Genomic DNA, 25699 nt, shown 5'->3' with positions numbered 1-25699 from the left:
CGTTGCGCCGCGGGTCGGCCGGCGCCCTGCGGCCGGGGCCTGCGGACGCGCCGCCCCAGCCACCGCCACCGCCACCGGGTCCTCGCGAACCGGTCGGGCGCGGCGCCATCGTGACACCGTGCTGGGCCAGGCACTGGCGGTACGCCTCCATGGTCCCGGCGCCCGATGACGGGGACGCGGCGGCGGAGGCGGACGCGCCGGCCGCCGTACTCGCGGCGCCCGTGCCGGAGGAACAACCCGCGAGCAGCAGCCCGCAGGCCGCGAGGGCCACGGCGGACAGTGCCGCAGTCGGCCGGGGCGTGATCCAGGGCATGTCCGTCGGTCTCCTCGGGGGGGGGGCGGGCCGCCGGCGGCTCGGGCGCATCGGCGACAGCGACTGAACCGCACGGAGATGGGGGCGACCAGGGCATCCGCTGGGAGTTTCCTGACAGTGCGCGGGCCCCCTCGCCCCCGGGGTGGTCAGAGGCCGCGCGGTACGCGGCGGATGGGCGGTTATGCCCGCTTCGGCAGGGCGTGGCGTTCCCAGGGAACTCCCAGGAATCTCCCAGAACCTCCAAAGTGCGGGCGGCCAGGCTCCCGTCCCATGAACGTGCTCCCACGGCGGCGCAGGGCCGCCCTGATCAACTCGGTGCTCGCAGTGGCGGTCCTCGCGGGCGCCGGCGGCGCGTACGCGGCGGTGACCGGCGGCAGTGACGGTCCGGCGCGCGGCGGCGCGCGGACCGTCGCGGTCTCCAAGGGCACCGTGCTCGCGACGGTGTCCGGCTCGGGGTCGCTGAGCTCGCCGAGCGATGCCGGGGTGAACTTCACCACCGGCGGGCGGCTCACCGAGGTCGACGTCAAACCGGGGGACAAGGTCACCAAGGGACAGCTGCTCGGGAAGGTCGACGCGACCGCCGCGACGGAGACGCTCACCCAGGCCCGTGCGGCACTGACCGCGGCCCAGGCCAATGTCACCAAGGCCGAGGCCGGGCAGGTGAATTCGAGTTCGGCATCGAGCGGCGGCTCCTCCTCGTCGAAGGGCGGTTCCGCGCCGGCCCCGGCGCCGACCGTGGACGCGGCGCAGGTGGCCCAGGCCCGCTCCCAGCTCACCCAGGCGCAGAACGCGGTGGAATCCGCGCAGCGCGCCGTCGACGGAACCGCGCTGAAGGCACCGGCCGCCGGGACGGTCGCTTCCGTGTCGGCGAAGGTGGGCGACACGGTCTCCGGCACGAACGGCAACGGCGGTACGAGTGGCGGCAACGGCGGCGGTTCGAGTGCCGGCTCCGCCTCGTCCGGCGCCGCCTCCTCCTCGTCCGCCCTCTCCGGATTCGTGGTCCTCACCAACCCGTCCGGCATGCAGGTGACGGCGAACTTCTCGGAGACCGACGCCCTCAAGCTGAAGCCGGGCCAGCCGGCCACCGTCACGCTCAACGCGATGTCGGGCAAGGTCCTCAACGCCCAGGTCCTGTCGGTCAGTTCCCTGCCCACCGGCAGCGGCTCGTCCTCCGGCGGCGGCAACTCGGGCGGCGGGAGCGCCGTGCAGTACGCGGCGACCCTCACCATCACGAGCCCGACCGACGACCTGCGCAGCGGCCTCAGCGCCTCCATCCAGGTCGTCGTCGGCGAGGCGTCCGGAGCACTCTCGGTGCCGACCGCCGCCGTGTCGGGAACGGGCGCGAACCGTACCGTCACCGTCGTCAAGGCGGACGGCACCGCCGTACGGACGCCGGTCACCGTCGGCCTCGAAGGCGACAGCGCCGACCAGATCCTCAGCGGCCTGGCCGAAGGTGAGCAGGTGCAGCTGACCGCGGTCTCCTCGACCGGCAGCGGGGGCTTCCCGGGCGGCGCCTTCCCCGGCGGCGCCGGAGCGGGCGCGACCCGCAACCGCGGCGCCGGCGGGGCCGCCGGCGGCGGGGGCGGCTTCCGCACCGGCGGGGGCGGGGGTGGCCGCGGATGACACCGCCGCTGTGGCCGCGCCGGGCACCGTCCGGGCGCACCACCCCCATCGGGCAGCCGACGGCCGGGGTGCCGCGCCGGCCCGGCACACCACCACCGGTGATCGAGGTGCGCGCGCTGTTCAAGACGTACGGGCACGGCGACGCCTCCGTACGCGCGCTCGGCGGGCCGCCCGATCCCGCCACTGGCCGCCAACCCGGAGTCGAACTCCGGGTGGAGCAGGGGGACTTCGTGGCCGTCATGGGCAGCTCGGGCTCGGGCAAGTCGACGCTGATGAACATCCTCGGCTGCCTGGACGTACCCACCTCGGGCCGCTACCTCCTCGACGGGATCGACGTGGGCGGCCTGGACGAGCACCAGCTCTCGCTGGTCCGCAACCGCAAGATCGGCTTCGTCTTCCAGTCCTTCAACCTGGTACCCCGTACGAGCGCCGTGGCCCAGGTCGAACTGCCGCTGGCGTACGCCGGGGTGAAGGCCGCCGAGCGGCGCCGGCGCGCGGTGGCCGCACTCACCCTGGTGGGACTCGCCGAGCGTCTCGACCACCGCCCCAACGAACTCTCCGGCGGCCAGCAGCAGCGCGTGGCCGTGGCCCGGGCGCTCGTCACCACGCCCGCGATGCTGCTCGCCGACGAACCGACCGGAAATCTCGACAGCCACAGCACCGAGGAGGTCCTGGCCCTCGTGGACCGGCTCAACGCGTCGGGCCGCACCGTCGTCCTGATCACCCATGAGGACGAGGTGGCCCGCCACGCCAAGCGGGTGCTGCGCCTCGTGGACGGGCAGATCGTCGAGGACGTCCGGCAGGCTCCCGTCGGCGGTCCCCCGCCCGCGATGCGCGAGCGCGCGCACTCCGTGGCCGGAGGTCTGCGGTGAACCCGTTCCAGACGCTGCGCTTCGCCTTCGGCGGCCTCGCGGCGAACAAGGTGCGCTCCGCCCTGACGATGCTGGGGGTACTGATCGGCGTCGCGGCGGTGATCCTGCTCCTGGCGGTGGGCAACGGCTCCTCTCAGGCGGTGAAGGACTCCATCGAGAAGCTCGGCACCAACGCCCTGACCGTCTCTTCCGGCAGCGGATTCGGCGGCTCGCGCTCCGGCTCCGGCTCCGCGAGCGCCACGAAGCCGCTGACCGTCGAGGACGCGCGGGCGCTCGCCGACCCGTCGGCGGCCCCGCACATCGAGTCGGTCGCGCCCGAGGTCACCACCTCGCAGACCGCCCTCAACGAAGGCACCTCGCACACGGTCGGCCAGGTCGTCGGCACGTACCCGGCGTACTTCAAGGCCTCCAACAGCAAGGTGGCCAAGGGCGACTACTTCAGCGGCGACGACGTACTGGCGTCCCGCAAGGTCGCCGTCATCGGCGCGACGACCGCCACGGACCTGTTCGGCACGGCCGATCCCGTCGGGAAGAAGATGGTGCTCGGCGGTACGCCGTTCACCGTGGTCGGGGTGCTCGCCGCCAAGGGCGGCACCGGGTTCCAGGACCCTGACGACGTGGTGGTCGCGCCGCTGCCGACCGTGCAGAACGCCTTCACCGGCTTCGGCTCGGTCAGCCAGATCCTCGTCGAGGCCAAGTCCGCGGAGGCGACGACGGAGGCACAGGGCGAGATCACGACCGTCCTGATGGGGCGGCACGGCATCAAGGACCCGGCCGCCCTCGACTTCCGGGTGTCCAGCCAGGAATCGCTCCTGACCACGCAAGCGGACACGAACAAGACGTTCACCGTGCTGCTCGGCGCGGTCGCCGCGATCTCCCTGCTGGTCGGAGGGATCGGGATCACCAACATCATGCTGGTCACGGTGACCGAGCGGACCCGTGAGATCGGCATCCGCAAGGCGATCGGGGCACCCCGGGGAGTCATCCTCGGCCAGTTCCTCGCCGAGTCGACCCTGCTCTCGCTGATCGGCGGCGGGCTGGGCGTCGCGGCCGGGCTGATCGGCTCGCACTTCACCATCGTCGGCATCAAGCCGGTCGTCATACCGGAGTCGGTCGTCGGCGCCTTCGCCATCGCCGTGGTGATCGGGCTCTTCTTCGGCGGATATCCGGCCAACCGGGCCGCGAGCCTGCGGCCCATCGAAGCACTGCGGCACGAGTGAGCCGGCACACGCGGGAACAGGGAGAAGCTGACATGGCACGACGCCGCACCGAACTGGAGAAGCAGCCCGAGGCGGGAGACGACCGGTACGCGCCGTTCGCCGATGTGTTCACCGCATCGGCGGCCGGAGCGGACCGCTTCCCGGAGGAGCTGATCGTGGAGCACCCCGTTGCGGAGGGCCCCGGCGGAGAGGGCTCCGGCACGGGGGATCCCGGCGGAGATCCGGAGGGGATCCTCGCCGAGCCCCCGGACACCCGGGACATCTCGGCGGAGCTCGCCGCACCGCCGCGGCCGCGCCTGCCCTGGCTGACGCTGGTGCTCTCGGGCGGCGTGGTGGCCGGGCTCGCGTTCACCGGGGGCGTCCTGGTCGAGAAGAGCCACCTGCAGGGTTCGCCCGGCGCCGGAGCCGCCGGCCGGAACTTCGCAGCCGGGGCGGGCGGCCAAGGACGTACGGGCTCCGCGCAGGGCGGCGCCGGGGCCACCGGCCAGGGCCGCGCCGGAAGCGGAACCGGCACCGGCACCGGCACCGGCACCGGCACCGGCACCGGGCAGAGCGGGGGGCGGCAGGGCTTCGGCGCAGCGCCGGGCGGCCCGGCCGCGGGGGCCGGCGTGACCACCGGTACGGTGAAGCTCGTCGACGGCACCACCCTCTACGTCACCGACGCCCAGGGCAACGTCGTCAAGGTCATCACCGACACCAATACCCAGATCACCCAGGCCAAGAGCGGCAAGGTGTCCGACCTCCAGCCGGGTCAGACCGTCACCGTGCGCGGCAGCCAGAACCCCGCCGGAGACCTCGCCGCGACGACCGTCGCCCAGGGCGGCGCGGGCGGGTTCGGGGGCGGAGGCGGCGGCCGGGGCTGAGCGCGAGAGGAGGAACCCCCTTGGACAGGGACACGGCCACGCCCGAGGCGAGCCTGCTCGTCGTCGACGACGAGCCGAACATCCGGGAGCTGCTGTCCGCCTCGCTGCGGTTCGTCGGCTTCCGGGTCACCTCGGCGGCGAACGGCGCCGACGCGCTGGCGGCGGTCGCCGAGGAGCGGCCCGACCTGGTGGTGCTCGACGTGATGCTGCCCGACATCAGCGGATTCGCCGTCGTACGCCGCCTGCGCGAGGCGGTCGGCAGCGGATCCGGGGCCGATCACCTGCCGGTGCTCTTCCTCACCGCGAGGGACGGGGTCGACGACAAGATCAGCGGACTCACGGCCGGCGGGGACGACTACGTCACCAAGCCGTTCAGCCTGGAGGAGCTGATCGCCCGGATCCGCGCCATCCTGCGGCGCACCGGCGCACCGACGGGCGAGGGCCGCCTGGTCGCGGGCGACCTCGAACTGGACCCGGTGGGCCACCAGGTGCTGCGCGGCGGCCGGCCCGTCTCCCTCTCCCCCACCGAGTTCAAACTGCTCGCGTACCTGATGACCCACGCCGATCGCGTCGTCTCCAAGATGCAGATCCTCGAACACGTGTGGGCGTACGACTTCGGCGGCGACCTCAGCATCGTCGAGTCGTACATCTCGTACGTGCGCCGCAAGGTGGACTCGGGCGCGGACGGCGCCGTCAAGCTCATCCACACCGTGCGCGGCATCGGGTACGTCCTGCGCCGCCCGCAGACCTGACGTGGCGGGGCTCCGGCTCACGGGCCTTTCGCTGCGCTCGCGGCTCGTGCTGCTCTCGATCGCCCTGGTCGCGCTCGGGCTGACCGTCAGCGACACCGTCGTACTCGGATCGGTGCGCGCGCAGCTGGTGGGGCGGGTGGACCAGCAGCTCGAACGGTACGGGGACTCCTTGGCGTACCGGGTCCGGGCCGAGGGCACTCCGCAGCCGCACCCGGGCCGGCCGGGGGGCGGGCCGGGACGGGCCTGGCTGCCCAGCCAGTACGTGGTGGCGTTCGCCGGTGCCGACGGCAGGGTGACCGACCAGTTCCGGGAGCCCGTGGCGGCCGGGGATCCGCGCCCGCTGTGGCCGGCCATGGACGGGGCGCGGCTGCGGGAGCGGATGGGGCGGGCGTTCGAGGTCCCCAGCGACCACGGTGACGGCACCTGGTGGGTGCTGATCGTGCCGGTGGGGAGCGACGATCCGGCGCTGCCCGCCGGGGTCGTGGTCGCGGCCCCGCTGGACGACGTGTCCTCCACTCTCGACCACCTGGCCACCGCCTTCGAGCTCATCGGCGTCGTGGTGGCGCTGCTGCTCGCCGCCGCCGGCTGGTTCGCGGTACGGGCCGGGCTGCGCCCGCTGCGGCGGATCGAGGAGACGGCGGCGGAGATCTCGGCGGGGCGACCGCTCTCGCACCGGATGCCGGACGCCTCGCCGCACACCGAGACGGGACGGCTGACCAGCGCGCTCAACGGCATGCTCGCCCAGATCGAGTCGGCGTTCGCCGTCCGCGCCGCCTCGGAGGAGCAGATGCGGCGCTTCGTCGCCGATGCCAGTCACGAACTCCGGACGCCGCTGGCCGGTATCCGGGGCTTCGCCGAGCTGTACCGGATGGGCGCTCTCGCCGACGAGGCCGACGTGAAACGGACCATGGCCCGGATCGAGAGCGAGTCGGTGCGGCTCAGCGGTCTGGTCGAGGACCTGCTGACCCTGGTCCGGATGGACGAGCAGCGTCCGCTGGAGCTCGCCCCGATGGACCTGCGCACCCTCGCGGTGGACGCCCTGCACGACACCCGCGCGCTGGACCCGGCGCGCGAGGTGACGCTGACGGGTCCGGGCGGCGTCGGCCTGCCCGGCCCCGCGCCGGTGCACGGCGACGAGGCGCGGCTGCGCCAGGTGATCGCCAACCTGGTCGGCAACGCCGTCGCCCACACCCCGGCGGGTTCGCCGGTGCGCATCGGCGTGGGGAGTGCGGGCGACGGCGCGGTGATCGAGGTGGCCGACTCCGGACCGGGTCTGACTCCGGAGCAGGCGGCCCGGGTCTTCGAGAGGTTCTACCGGGTGGACGCCTCCCGGAGCCGGCAGGCGGGCGGCGGGGCGGGGCTCGGGCTGGCGATCGCGTCGGCGCTCGTACGGGCCCATGGCGGCGTACTGGAACTGGAGACTTCGCCGGGCGGCGGAGCGCTGTTCCGCGTCCGCCTGGAGTCCGCCTGACGGTGACCGGACGGCAAGTTTCAGGCCGGTTCAGGCCGGTTCAGGCCGGTTCACCGGATTCCACCCGCTCCATGCCCTTGCGGGCTACTTCAGGCCGATCTCGTCGCACGCGGCCTTGTACCTGTCGGTGCAGATCTCGGAGATGGTGTAGATGCCGTCGTCGACCACGGTCGCCCTGATGTTGTTCTTGGTCAGCGCGATGCCCGGGACGAGCACGGAGGGCACGCCCTTGGTGGTCGGGCTGTCGACGATCTGGTTGATGAGTCCGTCGATCTTCTCGCCCTGGGCGAGGGCGACGGCCATCTCCGCGGCGGCCGCGGCCTCGGGGGCGTAGCTCTTGTACACGGTCATGTACTGCTCGCCCGCGACGATGCGCTGCACGCCGGCGAGTTCCGCGTCCTGGCCGGTGACCGGGGGCAGCGGGGTCACACCGGCGGCCTTGAGGGCGCTGATGATGCCGCCGGCCATGCCGTCGTTGGCGGAGTAGACGCCGACTATCTTCCCCTTGCCCAGCGCGGAGATCGCACCCGCCATGTTGGCGTTGGCGTTCTCCGGCTTCCACTCCTTGGTGTCGTACTCCTTGCCGATGGTCACCTTGCCGTCGAGGACGAAATGCGCACCGGACTTGAAGCCCTTGGCGTTCGGGTCGGTGAGCGAGCCGTTCATCATGACGATCTGGCCTGATCCGGCCTTGTCGCCGAGCGCCTCCAGCAGGGCCTTGGCCTGGACCTTGCCGACGTCTTCGTTGTCGAAGGAGGTGTAGGCGTCGATCGGACCCTCGGCGAGGCGGTCGTAGGCGATGACCGGAATACGGGCGTCCTTGGCCTTCTTGACCGCCCCGGCAATGGCCTTCGCGTCCACCGCGTCGATGATGAGGACATTCACCTTGCGGGCGATCATCGCGTCGACCTGAGCGTTCTGGGCGGCCGCATCCTGCTTGGCATTGGCGTAGACCACTTCGCCCTTGTTACGCGTGAATTTGGCGATTTCCTTCTCGATCAGCGGCTTGTCGAACTTCTCGTAACGCGCCGTCTGGTCCTCCGGGAGCAGGAGGCCGACCTTGATGGCCTCGCTCTTGGCGGAGCCGCCCGCGCCGGCGCCCTCCGTACTGCCGCAGGCGGCGAGCGAGACGGATGCCGCGGCAGCGGTGACGACAACGACGACCCGACCGAGTTGCGTGTTCACGACGTAAACCTCCCTGAGCAGGCCGTGTTCATGCGGCCGAGGTAGACGCAGTCAACTCGGCGCCGACACCTCCGTCAAGAAGTGAACTATTAACGAGATGGCAACGTTGCCATCACGCTCCGCTTTGACGCAATTCGGAAATTGACCTGACTTTTCCTGCTATTTTTCGCGGCCACGAGAGTTCAAGTCATGAACAGGTGAGAGCGGCCAAAGGCCCGACATTTCGAGAAGGCGCCGCGTGCGGGCCGACGGCGCCTCCCGTCGTGGAAGCCCTCAGACGCCGGCGGGTCGCGGGGCCGGCCCGCGGCGCATCGGCCAGAGCGCCGGGCCCCCGCCCGGGAGTTGGACCTCGCCGAGCACGGTGAAGCCGAAGTGCTCGTAGAGGGGGAGATTGGCCGGCTTGGAGGATTCCAGGTAGACGGGCAGGCCCGCCGCGTCGGCTCTCGCCAGGCCCGAGCGCAGGAGGGCGGCTCCGTGGCCCCGGCCCTGGGCGGCGGGATCCGCGCCGATCACGGCCAGGTACCAGTGCGGCTCCTGGGGCCCCTCACCCGCGGCGGCCTCGGCGGCCTTCCGGAACAGCCCAGCCCGGTCGCCCAGGATCTCCGAGAGCTCCCCGATGGTCCCCGCGTCGGGGACGGCCTTGTCCTGCGCGCCCGGCGGAACCCAGAAGGCGGCCGCCGCTTCGGTGTACTCGCAGACGCCGTGGCGCGCGTACTGCCGGGTGAAGATCGTGCTGAAGTACCGGCCCAGCCCCGCCGCACGCGCGGCCCCGTCAGGGAAGAACCAGCGCATCATCGGGTCGTCGTCGAAGGCGAGGGCCAGGGTGCGGCCGACCGTTGACGCGTCGTCAATCGTCGCCGTTTTCGGCGTGTTTGGTATCGACATACGGGTCATTCTGCACCCGATGATCTTGAGCGCCCGAGCCGGGGTGCCAGGTGGCCGCAGGTCCGGTGCCAGGTGGCCGCAGGCCCGGGTCTCTTGCGTCATGCGTCCAGTGGACGCAAGATATGCGTCCACTGGACGCATCATCGAATGAGGCGGGGCATGGACCGTATGACGGGCACCCACGGAAACGACGAGACGGACCCGGAGGCCGGCCCGGCCAAGGGTGGGAACGGGTGGCGCGGCAGTGCCTTCGTTCCCCGCCAGGAGAACCTCGAGCTGCCACTGCCGCCCGTGTTCACCGACCCCGCGCAGGAGCGCGAGCACCGCAAGCAGCGGCTCGCCGGCGCCTGCCGCGTCTTCGGCCGCCTCGGCTTCTCCGAAGGCGTCGCGGGACACATCACCGTGCGGGACCCGGAGTACACCGACATGTTCTGGGTGAACCCGTTCGGCATGTCCTTCCGGCACGTCCGCGTCAGCGACCTGATCCTCGTCGACCACGAAGGACAGGTCCGCCACGGCAGGCGGCCCGTCAACCGGGCCGGATTCGTGATCCACTCCGCGATCCACGCGGCCCGTCCCGACGTGGTCGCCGCCTGCCACGCCCACGCCGTCCACGGCAAGGCCTTCTCCAGCCTCGGGCGCCCGCTGGACCCGATCACGCAGGACGCCTGCGCCGTGTACGAACAGCACACCGTGCACCGGGACGGCGCCGGCGCCGTGGTGGTCGAGGAGGAGGCCGGCCGACAGCTCGCCGCGGGGCTGGGGCCGCACAAGGCCGTCATCCATCAGAACCACGGCATCTTCACGGTCGGCGCATCGGTCGACGAGGCGGCCTGGTGGTTCATCTCCATGGAGCGCAGCGCCCAGGCGCAGCTGCTGGCCGAGGCCGCGGGCACTCCGCACCTGATCGATCCCGAGTCCGCCCGGCACACCCGGGACCAGACCGGGTTCCCGCTCGCGGGGTGGTTCTCCTTCCAGCCGCTGTGGGACGAGACCGTCCGCACGGAACCCGACCTCTTCGAGTAGGCTCCGCCACCCATGACGCTCCGGCACGAAACCGAACCGGCCTCCGCGAAGGCCGGCTCACCCGCCTGGTGGCAGGCCCGGTACGCCGAACGCGACCGGCGCAGGCCGCGCCAGGGCGGGCTGACGCTCGACCGGATCACGGCGGGCGCGCTCGAACTGGCCGACCAGGAGGGCCTGGAGGCGCTCACGATGCGCCGGCTCGGCGAGCGCCTCCAGGTCCGCCACACCTCCCTCTACCGGCACGTCGCGAGCCGGGAGGAGCTCCTCATCGAGACCGTCGACCACATGCTGGGCGAGATCCGGCTGCCCGAACTGCGCGGAGACTGGCGGGCCGGGCTGGAGCGGGGGGCTCTGGAGTTCCGCCGGGTCCTCGCGGCGCACCCGGCGGTCGTCCCCCTGCTGACCGCCGGGCAGTTGCTGGGCCCCAACGCCCTGCGCGCCCGTGAACACGCCCTCGGGCAGCTCCTCGTCCACGGGTGGGGACCGCGGTCGGCCGTCCACGTCTACCTCACGGTCACCCACTTCGTGATCGGCGCCGCCGTGCTCGACTCCGGCGGCGCCGCCCGGACCGCCGGACAGCGCGCCGCGATGACCGAGCTGTTCGGCTCCCTCTCCCCGCTCACCCACCCGTCCGTCCACCGCCACGCCGAGCTGCTCAACTCCCTCGACTCCGAGGCCGAGTTCGAGTTCGGCCTGCGGACCCTGCTGTACGGGCTGGACCACCGCCACTCCGAGGAGGCCCGCGCATGAGCGGCGAACGCGCCCTGCCACCGCTGCACCGGTGGACCGAAGGCGGCGGTACGGCGCGGATCGGCGGGCACCGCGTCTTCGTACGTCAGGACGGGCCGCCGCAGGGCCCACCCGTCACCCTCGTCCACGGGTTCCCGACCTCCTCCCACGACTGGGCCGCCGTGGTACCGGTGCTCGCCGCGGCCGGAGCGCGGGTGACGACGCTCGACCTGCTCGGTTTCGGGGAGAGCGACAAGCCCCGGCGCCACCGCTACGCGGTCCTCGACCAGGCCTCGCTGGTCGAGGAGGTCTGGCGGCGGTGCGGAATCGGCGCCACGGCCCTGGTCGCGCACGACTACGGGGTGAGCGTCGGTCAGGAGCTGCTGGCCCGCGACCCGGCCCGGATCACCCGCATGGCCTGGCTGAACGGCGGCCTCTACCCCGATCTGCACCGCCCCGTGCCGATCCAGCGCCTGCTGCACGGCCCCCTCGGCCCGCTCCTGGCACCGTTCACCACCGAGCGCCGCTTCGGGGCGAGCCTGCGCACCGTGCTGGGCCGGCCCCTCCATGACGGGGACCTGCACGATCTGTGGGTGTCCGCCTCGCGCGCCGACGGCCACCGCCTCGCCCCGCGCCTGCTGCGCTACATCGACGAGCGCCGTGTGCACCATGCCCGGTGGGTCTCGGCCCTGGAGGACTTCGCCGGGCCCACGCTGTTCGTGTGGGGCCCCGCCGACCCGATCAGCGGCGCCCACGTACTGGCCCGGATCCGGGTTCGCCTGCCGGACGCCCGCGTCGTGGAGCTGACGGGTCCGCCGGCCGTCGGGCACTACCCCCAGCTGGAGGACCCGGAGGCGGTGGCGGCGGCCCTGGTCGCGTTCTTGACGCCCTGAGGCGCCCGGCGGAACGACCGGGATTCAGGGCTTGCGGGCCAGGGCCGCCGGGGCTCCGGCCGACTGGGCCCCTTCGGATTCGAGCGTCAGCCGGTCCGCGGACTCCATGGTGAGCACGTAGAGGTTGCCCTGGGGGCAGTCGAACGAGGCCTCCCGGTCGGTCGGGTGGCTGGTCACCGCCGCGAAGACCACGGTGCTCCCCTTGATCTGCTGGAGTTTGAGGGCCTCCGTGCAGCCCAGGTTCCGCCCGGAGCGGACCTCCTTGACCGTGCTGACCTGCTTGCCCACGATCTCGCCCGCGGTCCCGGCGTTCAGCGTGACCGTCACCGTGAACTCACCCGTCTTCGCCCGGGTGATCCCGTCCGCGTTCGGGGTGCCGGGGCCGACGCCGGACCACGTCCCGACCCATGCCTGCGGCAACGCGCCGGCGGCGGAGGACCCGGCGGTCGACGCCGAGGAGGAGGACGACGATGACGCGGCCGGCGATGACGCGGACGGCGGGGGCGAGGCGGCGGACCCGCCTCCGTGACGGTCGCCACCGCCCTTCGACAGCACGATCCCGAGCGTGACGGCCGCCGCGAGTGCGGCGGCGCCGGCTGCCGCGCCGATGACCAGCCGGCGCCGGGCGCCCGATCGGGCTCCCGTCCCGGTGTCGCCCCCCGGGGGAACCGGGGCGAACGGCGGTGGCGGGGGAACCGGCGCCGTGCCGCCCCCCGCCGGGGCGCCGGCCGGCGGGTGCGACGCGCTCAGCAGCCCCCGGAGCTCGGTCTGCCGGCGGCCGGCCTCCGCGACCAGGGCCTGCGGCACCGCCGCGCCCCAGTCCCCCTCCGCCGCCGCGCCGAGCCGTGCCCGTACCTCCTCGGCCGTGGGCCGCGCGGCCGGGTCCTTGGCCAGGCACTCCCCTAGCAGCGCGAGAAGGGATCGCGGCACACCGTCCAGCTCCGGCTCGTCGTGGACGATCCGGTACAGCAGGGCCGGCAGCGAAAGCTCCTCACCGCCCCTCAGGAACGGACTGCGGCCGGTAGCCGCGTACACGAGGACGGCGCCCAGCGAGAACACGTCGGCCGGCGCCTGCGCCACCGCACCGGTCGCCTGCTCCGGCGCGAGGAAGCCGGGAGTTCCGATGACCGCACCCGTCTGCGTGTGACGGGGGTCGCGTACCGCGCGGGCGATGCCGAAGTCGATGAGGAAGGGCCGCTCGGGGCCGAGCAGTACGTTCGCCGGCTTGATGTCGCGGTGTACGACTCCCACCGCCCGTACGCTCACCAGCGCGGCCGACAGCTCCCGGGCCAGGCACCACACGGCCGGTTCCGGCAGCGGCCCGTACCCGCGCACCCAGTCGCCGAGGGACGGCGCGGCGACGTACTCCGTCGCCAGCCACTGCGGCAGCACCCCGGGCGGGCTGAAGTCCACCACCGAGACCGTCCACGGGCTGCGTACGCGGTCGTTGGTGCGTATCTCCCGGGCGAACCGCTCGGCGAAGTCCGGCTCCAGGCTCAGCTCCCGGTGGACGGTCTTGAGGGCCAGCGGCCGGCCGGACGGGGTCCGGGCCAGGAACACCTCGCCCATTCCGCCCTCGCCGAGCCGCGCCAGCAGGCGGTACCCGCCGATCTCCGGCAGGTCACCAGGCCGCAAAGACTCCACGGACTCCCCCGTCCCCCACGCAGGTTCTGCCGGCCCGCGGCGAGCGGACCGTCCGGTGGGTCAACTTATCCGACGAGTGCGCACCGCGAGCGGTGCCCGGCCGGCCCTGCGGCCGCCGGACACCGCTCGCGGGATCAGGAGACGGTGACGAACTTCGCGACGCTCGGGACGCCTTGGGCGTCGAGGGCGAAGAGCATGTAGTTCCCCGGCAGGACCACCCCCGTGTCCGCCGGTATGGACACCGTGTACGCGCCGGTTCCCGTGGCCGTGGAGGCGAGCGGGACCCTCCGCTGGTCGTTGTCCGTGGAGTGGGTCGCGGCCGCGGCCCGCATCAGGACGAACGACGCCACCGGGGCCTGGGTGGCGACCGTGAGCGTGGTGCCGGGGGCCGCCCTGGAGGGCACTCCCCCCGTGATGACGGGACGCGGCTTCGGCGATCCGTCCGCCTCCAGCAGGTACGGCGGGGTGAAGACGGCTCCGTCGGCGTGGTTGGTCGCGCAGTCCCCGCACAGGCCGCCGCCGCCCGAGAAGATCCGCCCGTCCGGCAGCAGGTTGGCCACGCTGTGGTAGTTGCGCGGGATGGCCATGGAGGCGAGCGGGGTGAAACGGCCGGTCGCGGGATCCCACAGTTCGGGGGCCAGTACCGAGGTGGCGTCGCTGAAGGGCACCGGATAGGCCTGTCCGCCGAAGACGGCCACCTTGCCGTCGGGCAGGACCACGCTGTTGCTGAAGGCGCGGGCGTGCTCCATGTCCCCGGTACGGGCGGCCTGTACCGCCTGGCCGCCCGAGATGCCCACGGTGTAGGCGCGCTGCGTGGCCGGGGTCTTCTCGTACGCGGGCGAGCCGCCCAGGGTGAGCAGTTTGCCGATGTCGTACGCGACGGCGTTGCCGGTCATGGCGTCCTGGCTGTCGGCGCGGGTGCCGGCGGGGGTGATGGCGCCCTGGCCGCTGGTGGAGATCCAGTTCATCTGCTTGCTCGGGCCCAGCTGCAGTACCTTTCCGCCCGAAGTGGCGTACAGCCACATGTGGTTGTCGGCCCGGTAGGGTCCGGCGGGGTCGGCGGTCAGCGCGGGGGCGGCCGGGACTCCGGGGAGCTTGCGCCACGTACGGGTGTCGGGCGACCAGGCCTCGCCGGCCTTGTCGGTGTTCGCGGTCCCGCTCCAGGATCCGCCGAGTACGAAGGCCTCGCCGGTGGAGAGCAGGGTCATGGCCTGGTAGCCGCGGGCGATGTTCATGCTGGCGGTGGCGGACCATTCGTCCGTGGCCGGGTCGTAGATGCTCGCCTTCTCGGCGTTGCTCCCGCCGGTGACCAGTACGCGGCCGTCGGCCAGCATCGCTATGCCGGGACAGAACATGTCGTGTCCGGTGTTGTCGATGCGGCGCTGCGTGACCTTGCCGGTCTTCAGGTCCAGGATCGCGGTCTGGGTGTAGCCGTTGCTTCCGCCGAAGCGGTCGACGGCGTACGCGGACCAGGCGAGCAGTTTGTCGCCGGGCAGGGCGGCGGTGGCGACGGGCACCAGCGGGAAGCCGGTGATCCGGTCCCAGGAGCCGTGGACGGCCGGGCTGGCCGGTCCGCTGAGGCGTATCTCGCCGGCCGAGGTCCAGGGACCGCGGCCGCCGGCCTCCGTGGTCACGGTCAGTCGTACGTAGCGCGCGGTCTCGGTGCGGACGAAGGTGGCCGTCTTGACGGTGTCGTCGTCACGCCAGGTGCCCGCGGCGACCGGCGCGGCGAAGGCCGTGCCGTCGGTGCTGGTGGTGATGGTGTAGGCGCCGGCCCGGCCGTTGGCCGAGCCCAGGCGGGGGTGGTAGACGAGGGCGGAGACGGCCGTCGTGCGGTGCATGTCGATGGTGATGGCGTGCGGCAGGGGGGTCGGCGTGCCCGACCACTTGCTGTGCCAGATGGTGCCGTTGTTGCCGTCGAGCACGTTGGCCGCGCGGCCGTCCTCGCCGCCGGTCTCCTCGTCACCGGCCGTGGCCGTCCAGCCGGTCCGGGGCAGGTCCACGGTGGCCGCGGGGGTGCCGGGGTCGCCGAGCAGGTTGATCTCGGCGGCGGAGGTCCAGGGGCCGCGGCCGCCGGCCTCGGTGAGCGCGGTCAGCCGTACGAACCGGGCCCCCTGCGGGGCGAACCCGAGCGTCTTGGCGCCGGCGTCGTCCGCGAGGGTGCCCGTGGCGACGGGGCTCGCCGTGGCCCAGTCCTGTCCGTCCTTGCTGACGCTGATGCCGTACTCGCCGACGCGGCCGTTGGCTCCGTCGGCGCGGGGGAGGTAGATCAGGGCGGAGACGACGGCGGTGCGGTGCATGTCGATGGTGATGCTGTGCGGCAGGGGGGTCGGGGTGCCCGACCACTTGCTGTGCCAGATGGTGCCGTTGTTGCCGTCGAGCACGTTGGCCGCGCGGCCGTTCTCCCCACCGGTCTCCTCGTCACCGGCCGTGGCCGTCCAGCCGGTCCGGTCGAGGACCGGGGCCGTGGGCTCCATGGCGTTGGCGGGCGCGACGCCGTGGTGCGGCGACCGCTGCGCCGTCTGCTGGTCGAACGGGACGGGCGCGGGCCGCGGCCCGGGTGCCCGCCCGGCCGCCGCCGGCCCGCCGACCCCGAGCCACGGCATCAGACCGATCAGCAGCGAGCCGAGGCCGAAGGCCATGAGCAGGTGGGAGCGGCGTACGGCACGTGGAACGGCGAGGAAGCGTCGCCTGTGCTGCAATCTGACCTCCTGGGGTGAACTGGTGCATACCCCACAGAACATAGGTCAGGGCGTCGGTAACTGGTCTGCAGTCAAGGCGAGTTGGCGCGAACCAGTGCCCGTCCGCCTCGGCCTGTGTGCGGCCGGACGGGGGTCGCCACGGATCGCGGAAGATTTTTTCAAAGAGACACCCATCCAAGGGCCTTGGTGCTCCGAAGTAGCGGCGAGACCCTCTCCGGGGCTCGCTTCACCCCCGTACGATCTGCGGCCCCTCCTCCCGGGAGCCGCGGAACAGGAGCGAATGTGATTGCCAAGCGCACTGGTCGCCTCGTGGTACTCGCCGCCGGGCCCGCCGCCGTGTTCCTGACCCTCGGGCTTTCCAGCCCGGCCCTCGCCGCGGAGGGGGGCAAGGCGTACCAGATCGACCTCGCGCAGCTCAACGACTCCGGTTCCCGGGGTACGGCCATGCTGAGCATCAAGGGCAACCAGCTGACCGTGCAGATCCAGTCCGAGGGCATGGTGCCCGGACAGCCCTCCGCACAGCACTTGCACGGCTCGACGAAGGGGCACGACTTCCAGTGCCCGGACGCCAGTGACGACACCAACCGCGACGGGGTCCTCAGCAACACCGAGGCCACCGTCGACTACGGCGACATCAACATCTCCCTCACCACGTCCGGGGACACCAAGGCGGCCAGCGGCCTCGCCGTGGACCGGATGCCGGTCGCCGACAAGCAGGGCAAGCTCTCGTACAAGCGGACGATCACCGTCGCGCAGGACGTGGTCGACCACATCAAGGACCTGCACATCGTGCAGCACGGCATAGACCGCAACCACAACGGCACGTACGACGTCGAGGGGGCCGGCAAGAGCGAGCTCGACCCGAAGCTGCCGCAGGAGGCTACGGCTCCGACCAACTGCGGCATGGTCATGGGCGCGTCGGTGGGTTCCCTTCCGGTCGGCGGCGTCGAGACGGGTGGCGGCGCGCCGGAGAGCGCGACGGTGCCGGCCGGGGCGGCACTCGCCGTATCCGCGGCCGCGGCCGGCGTGGTGTTCCTCGCACGGCGGCGGATCGCGGCGGCCGGGGGCCGTACGGAGACCAAGGGCGCCGCCGCATGACTCCCAGCCGGATGACTCGCAGCCGCACGACCTCCTCGCGGACCGCGCGCCGCGCCCTCGGCTCCGCCGCCCTCGCCTGCGCCACGCTGCTCCTCGCGGGGTGCGCGGGGCAGGGCCCGGCGGCGCCCCCCGCCCCGGCGGGCAACGCCGCCGGAGGCGTTCCCACCGCGGAGCCCTCCGCGGGCGGCCACCACGCGTCGCCGAAGGCCGGGGCTCCGGCCCAGCCCGTCCTGGCCCGGTCGGAGCCGCAGAAGATCGCCATCCCGTCCCTCGGCCTCTCCAGCACCCTGGAGACGCTGCGCCAGAACGCGGACGGCAGCATGGAGACCCCGAAGAACCCCGGCCTCGCGGGCTGGTACGAGCCGGGCCCGACGCCGGGTTCCCAGGGCCCGGCCGTGATCGCCGGCCACGTCACGTGGAACGGCGCGGCGGCCGTCTTCGAGAAACTGAAGACGATGAAGGCCGGTGACACCATCAAGGTGACCCGGCGGGACGACAAGACGGCCACGTTCACGGTGGAGCGCGTCGCGGAGTACCCGAAGGCCGACTTCCCCACCCTGGAGGTCTACAAGAACCTCGACTACGCGGGCCTGCGCCTGGTCACCTGCGGCGGCGACTTCGACCCGAAGAAGCACTACTACGACAGCAACGTGGTCGTCTTCGCCCGCATGACGAGCAGCACGTGAGCACCCGGCTCCTCATGCGCTGAGGTGGTATTGGCGATCAACTGTCGGAAGGCGGGTCCGACCGTGCGGCCGGACGAGGACGAGATCACCGAGGTCCTGAGCCCTCGGGTAGGCCGGGAACTCCCGGCCCGCGATCCGACCCGCCTGACGGGTGACGCGAGGCCGGGCCCGCCGCGCCGCTCCCCCGCCCCTCCGCCTCCCGAATGGCCCCGCCCCCCGTGCCGGAGCACCCTGGAAACGTGAAGACCGAAGGGCCCGCCACGGCCCGCGGTGGTATCGCGGGATTCCTCGAGAATCCCGTCATCGGAATGGCGCCGTGGATCATCTTCTCGCTGCTGGTCGGACCGGGCAGGTTCGAGTTCGCGGTCGTACTCGCCCTGGCGACGACGGTCGTGCTGGTCGCGGCCGGCCGGATCATCAACCGGGGCAGCTCGTGGAAGCTGCTGGAGATCGCCGACCTGGTCTTCTTCGCGATCCTCGCCGTCGTCGGCATCCTGGCGAGCGACGACACCCGCCGGTGGCTGGAGACGTACGCCGGCGAGGTGTCCAACATCGCCCTCGTCCTGATCGCGTTCGGCTCCATGGCGTTCCGCATGCCGTTCACCCTGCAGTACGCGCGGGAGCAGGTCGATCCGGCGCACTGGAACAGCCCCGCGTTCCTGCGGACGAACTACCTCATCACCGGCGTGTGGGGGCTGGCGTTCCTGGTCGCCGCCGTCGCGGGCGCGTACGGCGACCTGGTGCTGCACAACCCGAACAACATCTGGACCGGATGGATCATCCAGATCCTGGCCATCGTGGCGGCCCTGCGCTTCACCGAGTGGTACCCGGACGTCGCACGTGCCCGGGCCCTGCGCGAGGCGGGCAAGCCCGGTCCCGAGCCGCCGCACCTCTCCGGGCTGTTCGTACCGCTGGCCGGGCTGCTGGTGCCGATCGGGATCGCCGTCCTGATCTTCGACGGCAACGTGTGGTGGCTGGGAGTGGCCCTGATCCTCGTCGGAGGCACCCTCACGAAGCGCTTGACCGCACACGACTGACCGAGCCCGACCGGGTCGGATCCCGCCGCACGGCCGCCGCATCAGACGTGGGCGATCAGCGCGTACCTCTCGTCGGCAACCGGCCCGCCCCACAACTCGGGGTCACCACTGAGTGGTTCGACGTGCAGGCGGGCGGCGAGGGGACGGACCGCGGCGGCCAGGTCCGCGGCGGTGACACCGCCGTCCCACGGCAGGGCCCCGGCTCCGGCCACGTACGGCGCGCCGTCCTGTCCGGCCTGCCGCCAGCGGCCCTCGACCAGCACCAGCCGCCCGCCGGGCCGCAACCGGGCGACCCACGCGCGCAGCGAGGCCCCGGGGTCGGGCAGGGTCCACAGCAAGTGGCGGGAGAGCACGACGTCGTAGCGCTCCCGCCCTGTCGGCGGGTCGGCGGCGTCGCCGACCAGGAACCGGGCCGCGCGCCCCGCGGCCGCGCACTTGGCCTCGGCGCGTTCCACCATCCGCGGCGCCAGGTCGACGCCGGTGACGCGGTGGCCGGCCTCGGCGAGCAGCAGCGACAGGGATCCGGTGCCGCAGCCGACATCGAGCACGTCGGCCGGCGCGCGGGGCAGCCAGGACGACATGAGCCGGGCCCACCCCGCCCGCGTGCGCTCCCGGAGCAGGCCGTGGTCCGGTTCCTCGTCGAACGCGGCAGCGGCGGCGTTCCAGTACGCGCGGATGGCGGAGACCGGGTCGACCGGGGGCTCCGGTACGGGATCAGGCGTGGCGTCGGGCACGGCGTTCATCATGCCCGCCGCACGCGGGGTCGGGGGCGGAAGATGACTGGATCGCCGGGGTACGGTACGAAGTCCCTCGTGAACGATCAGATCCAGCCCCCGTCCCCGGCCGCGACCGTCCGCGTGTTCATCGCCCTCGCCCCGCCCGACGAGGCCAAGGAGGAACTGGCGAGGGAACTGCGGCCCGCCTACCGCGCGTACCCCGGCATGCGCTGGAACCGCATCGAGGACTGGCACATCACCCTGGCCTTCCTCGGCGAACTGCCGGTCGCCGCCGTCCCGCTCCTGCAGCCGCCGCTCGCCGCCCTCGCGGCCGCACACCGGCCGCTGGAACTGGCACTGCGCGGCAGCGGACACTTCGACCAACGGGTCCTGTGGAGCGGGATCGACGGGGAGATCGACGGGCTGCACCTGCTCACTTCACAGGTCCGCACCATCGTCAGGGAATGCGGCATCCCCTTCGAAGACCGGCCGCTGCGCCCGCACTTGACGTTGGCCCGCGCCCGCCGCAGCGACCCGTCCAGCACATCGGAAGTCGCCGCCACGCTCACCGGGTTCACCGGCCGCACCTGGCCCGCCGAACGCCTCCACCTGGTCGGCAGCAACATAGGCCGCGGCCCCGGCCCGATCCACTACCGCGACATCCGCTCCTGGCAATTCACCGGCCGGCACTGAACCCGTATGGAGTACCCCTCCACTCGCTGTTCCGGAAAATCATTCATGACTATGAGCACGGACGATTTTACTCAACCGAGATCCTTGAAGCCGTGTCCGATGACGGGAACTTCGCGCCGATCGGACAAAACTGGTCCGCCGTCGAGAGCCAATACGCAATGTCACCGACGCAGAACCCCAACCCGGGACTGTTTCAGCAACACAATGCGGAGGTATCACGATTGAGCTGTATCAGCACGGACAACCGAAAACGCTCCATCGACCGCTTGACTACCCGCCGTATCGCCACAGTGCTCACGTTTTCCGTCATAATCTCCCTGGCCAGCTTCACCGGCCCCGCCGCCGAGGCCCAGGCGGCCTCACCGTACGGCGCCAAGGCCGTCGCAATCGCCGCATCCAAACGGGGTGCGCCCTACGTGTACGGGGCGACGGGGCCGCGGGAATTCGATTGCTCGGGCCTCACGCTCTACGCCTTCCGAAAGGCCGGTCGGGTGCTTCCCCGCACCGCCGACGAGCAGTACGAACACACGCGCCACATCGGCCGGGTTGAGCGCGTACCGGGCGATCTCGTATTCTTCCCCGCGGGCGCGACCATAGGGCATGTGGGAATCTACGCCGGTCACGACAAGATCTGGCACGCTCCACGACCGGGCACGCGCGTACGGCTGGAGCGCATCTGGAGCGGAAACGTCCGCTACGCCCGCGCCACATGAGCGGCGGCCACGGGCCCGCGGCCGGCCCGGGACGCCCCCCTAAGGGCTGTCCCGTAATCCCCGGCGGGCGCGCGGCGCCAGCTACGGCACCTCGCCGCGTTGTCGGGATCGCCCGAATACGCCCAGTATGAGGACGACCCTCCGCCATGCGATGCACCGCATCTGACGCCGCGCGCTGACCCACCGCGGATTACGGGACAGCCCTTAGGGGGCTCCGAAGCGCGCGAGACAGTGCCACACCCTCTTGATGGCTTGCGGGTCGTGGTCACCCGCCCGGGCGGCGTCACCGAGGATGCGGGGGTCGAGGACACCGCCGACCGCGATCCGCGTGCCCAACTCGACGTACTCCCGGCCGCGATAATCGGGGTGGCGTCGGAGTTCGTCCACCGTGAGCCGGAAACCGGCGTGCCATTCCAGGGGGCAGCCGAGGCTCCGTGCGGCCTCCTCGACGGGGGTGTCCCGGAAAGAGGGATCCAGGACCAACGCCTCCACGTCGCGGCCCAGCCGGACCTGCCCGTGGACCTGCGCCTCGATGTAGTCGTCGAGCGCGTCCTGGTCGTCGGCCCGGGCGAGCTCGATCAGCGGCATGCGGCCGGCGACGCCGAAGTCCGATGGTTCGAGGAAGCTGTCGGGGTAGCAGAACGTGGTCCGGTTCAGCGTCTCGGCGGTGAGCCGGAGATGGGCCGAACCGAAACGCGGGGCCGCCCCGGCCGACTTGTCGCGGAAGTTCAACGCCCCGTAGGCGGGCCGGTCTTGAGCCGGTGCCTCATCGTAGGCCCCGTTGAAGATCCTGCTCTCCCAGCGCCACCGGTCTCCGCCGGGATGGGCCGTGAGCCCCCCGTTGCTCGTTCCGGTGACGAACTGCGAGTGGTAGACGGCGTCTTCTGCCAGCGAGGCCAGCACCGACCGGCCGTGCGCCACACGGTCGGGGTGGAAGTTGAGGGTCACCCTCAGCGCCGGATCGACCGGAGGGCCCGACGACAACTCCGCGACATGGCGAAGGGCCCGGTCCTGCGGCGTCTGAACGGTTTCGAAGCTCATGCGGACAGTGTTTCCCGAGCCGATCATCCGCCGCGCGTCATTTCCTCCGGGGAGCCGCCGCGTGCGGATGCGATGCCACGGGCGGCGCCACACTTCCGGACTCGCTTCGTCCTCGATCAGGACTTCGAGAGCCTGGACGGCGGCGCTCGGCGGATACCGTGCGAAGCGGTCCCTCAGGGCCGCCGGGCCCGTTGCGTACGTGCCGTCGCCGAAGACCTGCTCGACCTGGGCGACCGCCTCGTCGGATTCCGCCTCGTACGCGCCCTGCCGGCGGACCTCCGCGCCGTGCTCGTGCGGGTGGACGGAGAGCCTCGCCTCGTAGCCGGTGACGGGGAAGGCCGGGGCCTCCACGGAGTAGCGGTACGCGTGGGCGGCCGGGTCCTTGGCGAGGAGGCGTTCGCGCAGGACGACCTGACCCTCGTACGTGAACGCCCTTACCGCGCCGGGTATTGCGGGATCGGCGTCGTCCTCGATGACGGAGGGGAGCAGGTACGGGTGCCAGTCGGGGAAGGCGCCGAACTCGCCGATGACCCGCCAGACCTCTGCGGGGGCGGCGGGCACGACGACGGTGCGCAGAAGCGTACGGGGCACCATGCCCCCTCGCCCCGCAGCGTGGCGTCGGCGCCGCCGTCGTCGTTGAAGACGATCTGACCGGTCACGTGGGTGTTCTCGGGCCCCCAGGACGAACCCGAGGACCTCTTCGCCCTCACCCGCCGGGCCCTCACGTTCCTCCGGCTCGACGAGCTGTAGCGGATCGGCGGCGCTCGGGCCTCGGGACCGGGCCCGGGCCGGTCAGGAGGCTCGGGAGGCGGCCGTGCGGCGGGTGTCTTCGGTGTGGAAGCCGATGGACCGGGCGAGGGACACCGCGTCCTGGGGGTCGTCGGCCCGGCAGGTGATGCGGCGGATGGGGCCGACGCCGTCGAGCGCGACGCCTTCGCGGGCCAGGACGAACACCAGGGCGAGGAAGGCGGATCGGGCGTTGCCGTCGTCGAACGGGTGGAAGAAGCAGACCTGCCAGCCGCCGAGCAGGTCGAAGTCGAGCGCGGCGCCCCGCTCCGCATCGGCCCGCGCCAGCTCCAGGGCGGCGAGCAGGCCCTGGGCGCGGGCGGGGTCCACGGCGCCGTCGAAGGACCGGATGTCCTGCGCCGCACCGTCGCACGACGGGGTCACCGGTGCCTGCGCCCCGCCGTCCGGGCCGGCCGGCCACGGTACGGCCTCCCGCACCGCCAGCCAGCGCTCCAAGTGGTCCGGGGCGGGCCCGGCGGACCGTACGCGGGCGTCGTCCGGCCGCAGCGACAGCGCGAGCCGCTCCGCGACATCGTCGACCAGCACCGGGTCGGGACCGGTCCAGCCGGAACCGCCCGCCGATCACGTCGGCGACCAGATCGCGCGCGACGTCCGGGGAGACACCCCCGTGGCTGAGGAACCAGATGAGCACTTGGTGGCAGTGCCTGCCCGTACCAGCCGCTGCCGCAGCCGGTGCGGTCGGTCACCTGCAGGATGACGTTGCGAGCGGCGCGGTCCCACAGGATCCGCTGCTCCTCGACCTCGGCCATCTCCAGCGGATACGCCTCGAACCACCCCGCGAGGCTCTCCAGCCACTCTCGCCACTCGCACAGCGCCGCGACGACGCGGTCCAGCGTCTCCACGGGAGTGGTGATCGAGTGCTCCGGACAGCACCAGTGTCCGACCGGCCCCCCGTCGAAGTCCCCTTCGTCGTGCGCCCAGCGCCAGCCCACGACCCGGCGGCCGTACCGCTCCACCAGCGCGTGCGACATGGCGTCGGCCCAGGACCTGGCCCCGCCCCGGGGTCGGCTTCCGCGCCCACCCGGTGTCCGTTCAACCGGATTTCCGCATGCCGCCGGGGCCGTGGGGCCCCGGCGCCCTACTGTGGACAGGGCGGTCGACCCGCCCGCGCCGAGCATGAGGAGCGAGGCTTGTCCGGAGCAGATGCCGAGGTGGCGGTGCTGATCGTCGGGGGCGGGCCGGTCGGGCTCACCGCCCGGGCGCTGCTGGCCCGCTGGGGCGTGCCGACCCTGCTGGTCGAGAAGCACGCCGAGCTTTCGCCGTTCCCGCGGTCCCGGCTGGTCAACGTGCGCTCGATGGAGATCTTCCGCCAACTGGGGCTCGCCGCCCGGATCACGGCCGCCGCGTTCGCGCCCGAGTACGGCCGCGCCCGCTTCCGCGACACCCTGTACGACCGGGACTTCGCCTCGGCGGCGATGGTCGGGGTCGACGCACCGGTACCCGAGAGCCCCGAGCTCGGCGTGCTCACCTCGCAGGACCGCCTCGAACCCGCCCTCCTCTCCGCCGCCGACACGCCGTTGCGGTTCGGGGTGGAGCTCACCGCCCTGGCCGAGGAACGCGACGGCGTCGTGGCCGTGCTCCTCGACCGCCGAAGCGGCGCGCGGGCACGCGTCCGTGCTCGCTACGTGATCGCCGCCGACGGCGCGCACTCCACCGTCCGTGAGCGCCTCGGCATCGACACCACCGGCCCCGGCGCGATGGGTGACTTCACCACGGTCGTCTTCGACGCCGACCTCGGGCGCTGGAGCGCCCGTCAGCCCGCCGGGGTCTACTTCACCGCGCACGGATCGTTCGGACCGGTCCACCCCGAAGGGGGCTGGCTCTGGTTCGGCCCCACGCCGGGGGACGGCGCCCGCACCGACTGGTCCGGCCTCGTCTCGCGCGCTCTCGGCCCCGGCGCGGACGTACGGGCCGACGTACGGCGGGTGCAGCAGTGGGTGATGCACGCGTTCGTCGCCGATCACTTCCGGCACGGCCGGATCCTGCTGGCCGGCGACGCCGCACACGCGATCCCGCCGATCGGCGGCCTGGGCATGAACACCGGCATCGCCGACGTGCACAACCTCTGCTGGAAGCTGGCGGGCGTACTGCGCGGGTGGGCCGGCCCGGGCCTCCTGGACACGTACGCGGCCGAACGGGTGCCCGTCGCCCACCGGACGCTGCGCCAGGCAGTGGCCAACGCCCGGCTCATGGTTCAGGTCCAGGAACGACGCCGTGAGCAGCTCCGCGGCGGCGCACCGGAGCGGGACCGGATTGAACTTCCCTGGTCAGAGCGGTATTTCGCGCAATTGGGCCTCGTGCTCGGGGCCGCCTACCGCTCCGCCGCCGTCCTCGACGGCGACGGCACCCGGCCGGAGCCACCCCGTCCGCAGAGGGAGACGGGCACGGACACGGATGCGGATGCGGATGCGGGCACCGATTACGTCCCCACCCCACGGCCCGGCCATCGCATGCCGCACCTCTGGCTCGCGGACGGCCGCTCCACGCTCGACGCCTGCGGCGAATGGTTCACCCTGCTCACGCCGGACCCCGCCCGCTGGGAACACGAGACCGCCACGCCGTGGCCGCTGCGCATCGAGTCCCTGCCCTCGGAGTACGCGGACCTCTGCGGCCTCGGCCCGCACGGAGCTCTGCTCATCCGCCCCGACGGCCACATCGGCGCCCTCCGTCACGGAATGCCATGATCAGCGGCCCGTGGTGGACCGCTCCTTCTCCGCCACGGGCCGAGCC

The 25699-nt window shown here is 72.6% G+C and carries 23 protein-coding genes and 1 pseudogene; 16 read left to right on the top strand and 8 right to left on the bottom strand.

Translation table 11 applies throughout. From position 1 onward, the window contains the following. Nucleotides 1-149: 149 nt before the first annotated feature. From K7B10_RS36070 to K7B10_RS36040, 7 genes are all read left to right on the top strand, one after another. Nucleotides 150-380, top strand: coding sequence for a hypothetical protein (locus K7B10_RS36070; protein WP_229343241.1), 231 nt, complete (start codon nt 150-152; stop codon nt 378-380). A gap of 203 nt (nt 381-583) precedes the next feature. Next, nucleotides 584-1936 carry an efflux RND transporter periplasmic adaptor subunit gene (locus tag K7B10_RS36065; RefSeq protein ID WP_229343239.1) on the top strand — a complete coding sequence of 451 codons (1353 nt, stop codon included), beginning with the start codon at nt 584-586 and terminating at the stop codon, nt 1934-1936. After that, nucleotides 1933-2808: an ABC transporter ATP-binding protein gene (locus K7B10_RS36060; protein WP_229343237.1), complete on the top strand. Its 876-nt coding sequence runs from the start codon at nt 1933-1935 to the stop codon at nt 2806-2808. The genes K7B10_RS36065 and K7B10_RS36060 overlap by 4 nt, the downstream gene beginning before the upstream one ends. Continuing rightward, nucleotides 2805-4028, top strand: a complete 1224-nt coding sequence (locus K7B10_RS36055) for an ABC transporter permease (RefSeq protein ID WP_229343235.1) — start codon at nt 2805-2807, stop codon at nt 4026-4028. The genes K7B10_RS36060 and K7B10_RS36055 overlap by 4 nt, the downstream gene beginning before the upstream one ends. Before the next feature lie 32 nt (nt 4029-4060). Next, nucleotides 4061-4891 carry a DUF5666 domain-containing protein gene (locus K7B10_RS36050; RefSeq protein ID WP_229343234.1) on the top strand — a complete coding sequence of 277 codons (831 nt, stop codon included), beginning with the start codon at nt 4061-4063 and terminating at the stop codon, nt 4889-4891. A gap of 20 nt (nt 4892-4911) precedes the next feature. Continuing rightward, nucleotides 4912-5643, top strand: coding sequence for a response regulator transcription factor (locus tag K7B10_RS36045; protein WP_229343232.1), 732 nt, complete (start codon nt 4912-4914; stop codon nt 5641-5643). 46 nt (nt 5644-5689) lie between these two features. Next, entirely contained in the window at nt 5690-7114 is a 1425-nt protein-coding gene (locus K7B10_RS36040; RefSeq protein WP_229343230.1) for a sensor histidine kinase, read from the top strand. Nucleotides 7115-7198: 84 nt separating this feature from the next. On the opposite strand, the gene K7B10_RS36035 is transcribed toward K7B10_RS36040, so the two are convergent. Further along, on the bottom strand, nt 7199-8299 hold the full coding sequence (locus K7B10_RS36035; RefSeq protein WP_229343228.1) for a sugar ABC transporter substrate-binding protein: 1101 nt from the start codon (nt 8297-8299) through the stop codon (nt 7199-7201). A gap of 273 nt (nt 8300-8572) precedes the next feature. Beyond that, complete coding sequence (locus K7B10_RS36030; RefSeq protein WP_229343226.1) at nt 8573-9193, bottom strand: GNAT family N-acetyltransferase; 621 nt, start codon at nt 9191-9193, stop codon at nt 8573-8575. Between the two features lie 150 nt (nt 9194-9343). On the opposite strand from K7B10_RS36030, the gene K7B10_RS36025 reads away from it, so the two are divergent. The 3 genes from K7B10_RS36025 to K7B10_RS36015 are packed head-to-tail and all read left to right on the top strand — an operon-like array spanning nt 9344 to nt 11832. Further along, entirely contained in the window at nt 9344-10210 is an 867-nt protein-coding gene (locus tag K7B10_RS36025; protein ID WP_229343224.1) for a class II aldolase/adducin family protein, read from the top strand. A gap of 12 nt (nt 10211-10222) precedes the next feature. After that, on the top strand, nt 10223-10960 hold the full coding sequence (locus tag K7B10_RS36020; RefSeq protein WP_229343222.1) for a TetR/AcrR family transcriptional regulator C-terminal domain-containing protein: 738 nt from the start codon (nt 10223-10225) through the stop codon (nt 10958-10960). Beyond that, a complete protein-coding gene (locus tag K7B10_RS36015) occupies nt 10957-11832 on the top strand; it encodes an alpha/beta fold hydrolase (RefSeq protein ID WP_229343220.1) in 876 nt (291 codons plus the stop codon). Before K7B10_RS36020 ends, K7B10_RS36015 begins: the two co-directional genes overlap by 4 nt. A gap of 24 nt (nt 11833-11856) precedes the next feature. Here K7B10_RS36015 and K7B10_RS36010 read toward each other — a convergent pair whose 3' ends face one another. Together K7B10_RS36010 and K7B10_RS36005 are read right to left on the bottom strand one after the other, a co-directional pair. Then, on the bottom strand, nt 11857-13476 hold the full coding sequence (locus tag K7B10_RS36010; RefSeq protein WP_229343218.1) for a serine/threonine-protein kinase: 1620 nt from the start codon (nt 13474-13476) through the stop codon (nt 11857-11859). Between the two features lie 134 nt (nt 13477-13610). Further along, entirely contained in the window at nt 13611-16178 is a 2568-nt protein-coding gene (locus tag K7B10_RS36005) for a galactose oxidase family protein (RefSeq protein ID WP_229343217.1), read from the bottom strand. Nucleotides 16179-16460: 282 nt separating this feature from the next. Between K7B10_RS36005 and K7B10_RS36000 the strand changes: the two genes are divergently transcribed. The 3 genes from K7B10_RS36000 (at nt 16461) to K7B10_RS35990 (ending at nt 18999) form a co-directional block, all read left to right on the top strand. Then, nucleotides 16461-17276 (top strand): hypothetical protein, encoded by an 816-nt coding sequence (locus K7B10_RS36000; protein ID WP_229343215.1) that lies wholly within the window; start codon nt 16461-16463, stop codon nt 17274-17276. Nucleotides 17277-17287: 11 nt separating this feature from the next. Further along, complete coding sequence (locus K7B10_RS35995) at nt 17288-17962, top strand: class F sortase (protein WP_229343213.1); 675 nt, start codon at nt 17288-17290, stop codon at nt 17960-17962. A gap of 239 nt (nt 17963-18201) precedes the next feature. Continuing rightward, nucleotides 18202-18999 (top strand): hypothetical protein, encoded by a 798-nt coding sequence (locus tag K7B10_RS35990; protein WP_229343211.1) that lies wholly within the window; start codon nt 18202-18204, stop codon nt 18997-18999. A 41-nt stretch (nt 19000-19040) separates the two neighbouring features. Here K7B10_RS35990 and K7B10_RS35985 read toward each other — a convergent pair whose 3' ends face one another. Next, a complete protein-coding gene (locus K7B10_RS35985; RefSeq protein ID WP_372481579.1) occupies nt 19041-19742 on the bottom strand; it encodes a class I SAM-dependent methyltransferase in 702 nt (233 codons plus the stop codon). Nucleotides 19743-19811: 69 nt separating this feature from the next. On the opposite strand from K7B10_RS35985, the gene thpR reads away from it, so the two are divergent. Together thpR and K7B10_RS35975 are read left to right on the top strand one after the other, a co-directional pair. Next, complete coding sequence (thpR, locus tag K7B10_RS35980; protein ID WP_229343207.1) at nt 19812-20408, top strand: RNA 2',3'-cyclic phosphodiesterase; 597 nt, start codon at nt 19812-19814, stop codon at nt 20406-20408. Between the two features lie 281 nt (nt 20409-20689). After that, nucleotides 20690-21121: a C40 family peptidase gene (locus K7B10_RS35975; RefSeq protein ID WP_372481578.1), complete on the top strand. Its 432-nt coding sequence runs from the start codon at nt 20690-20692 to the stop codon at nt 21119-21121. 204 nt (nt 21122-21325) lie between these two features. Here the strand turns inward: K7B10_RS35975 and K7B10_RS35970 are convergent, their stop codons facing one another. The 3 genes and pseudogenes from K7B10_RS35970 to K7B10_RS35960 form a co-directional block, all read right to left on the bottom strand. Then, complete coding sequence (locus K7B10_RS35970; protein WP_229345683.1) at nt 21326-22162, bottom strand: DUF3626 domain-containing protein; 837 nt, start codon at nt 22160-22162, stop codon at nt 21326-21328. Between the two features lie 252 nt (nt 22163-22414). Continuing rightward, nucleotides 22415-22756: pseudogene (locus K7B10_RS35965) on the bottom strand (SRPBCC family protein); the annotation flags it as partial. A 198-nt stretch (nt 22757-22954) separates the two neighbouring features. Then, nucleotides 22955-23494, bottom strand: a complete 540-nt coding sequence (locus tag K7B10_RS35960) for a Fic family protein (protein ID WP_229343205.1) — start codon at nt 23492-23494, stop codon at nt 22955-22957. Nucleotides 23495-24099: 605 nt separating this feature from the next. Here K7B10_RS35960 and K7B10_RS35955 point away from each other — a divergent pair. After that, nucleotides 24100-25653 (top strand): FAD-dependent monooxygenase, encoded by a 1554-nt coding sequence (locus tag K7B10_RS35955; protein WP_229343203.1) that lies wholly within the window; start codon nt 24100-24102, stop codon nt 25651-25653. Nucleotides 25654-25699 lie beyond the last annotated feature (46 nt).

It is taken from the genome of Streptomyces flavotricini (genome assembly GCF_020639365.1).
Classification (GTDB): Bacteria; Actinomycetota; Actinomycetes; order Streptomycetales; family Streptomycetaceae; genus Streptomyces; species Streptomyces flavotricini.
The sequence above is the reverse complement of the archived record's forward strand: the minus strand, read 5'-3'. Positions and strand labels throughout refer to the sequence as shown.

What these genes read in the sequence shown, in the direction of transcription:
- K7B10_RS35970 (WP_229345683.1), bottom strand. Translation starts at nt 22,162, where the DNA reads ATGAGCTTCGAAACCGTTCAGACGCCGCAGGACCGGGCCCTTCGCCAT.
- K7B10_RS36065 (WP_229343239.1), top strand. Translation starts at nt 584, where the DNA reads ATGAACGTGCTCCCACGGCGGCGCAGGGCCGCCCTGATCAACTCGGTG.
- K7B10_RS36030 (WP_229343226.1), bottom strand. Translation starts at nt 9,193, where the DNA reads ATGACCCGTATGTCGATACCAAACACGCCGAAAACGGCGACGATTGAC.
- K7B10_RS35995 (WP_229343213.1), top strand. Translation starts at nt 17,288, where the DNA reads ATGACTCGCAGCCGCACGACCTCCTCGCGGACCGCGCGCCGCGCCCTC.
- K7B10_RS36060 (WP_229343237.1), top strand. Translation starts at nt 1,933, where the DNA reads ATGACACCGCCGCTGTGGCCGCGCCGGGCACCGTCCGGGCGCACCACC.
- K7B10_RS36015 (WP_229343220.1), top strand. Translation starts at nt 10,957, where the DNA reads ATGAGCGGCGAACGCGCCCTGCCACCGCTGCACCGGTGGACCGAAGGC.
- K7B10_RS36020 (WP_229343222.1), top strand. Translation starts at nt 10,223, where the DNA reads ATGACGCTCCGGCACGAAACCGAACCGGCCTCCGCGAAGGCCGGCTCA.
- K7B10_RS35985 (WP_372481579.1), bottom strand. Translation starts at nt 19,742, where the DNA reads ATGAACGCCGTGCCCGACGCCACGCCTGATCCCGTACCGGAGCCCCCG.
- K7B10_RS36025 (WP_229343224.1), top strand. Translation starts at nt 9,344, where the DNA reads ATGGACCGTATGACGGGCACCCACGGAAACGACGAGACGGACCCGGAG.
- K7B10_RS36070 (WP_229343241.1), top strand. Translation starts at nt 150, where the DNA reads ATGGTCCCGGCGCCCGATGACGGGGACGCGGCGGCGGAGGCGGACGCG.
- K7B10_RS36050 (WP_229343234.1), top strand. Translation starts at nt 4,061, where the DNA reads ATGGCACGACGCCGCACCGAACTGGAGAAGCAGCCCGAGGCGGGAGAC.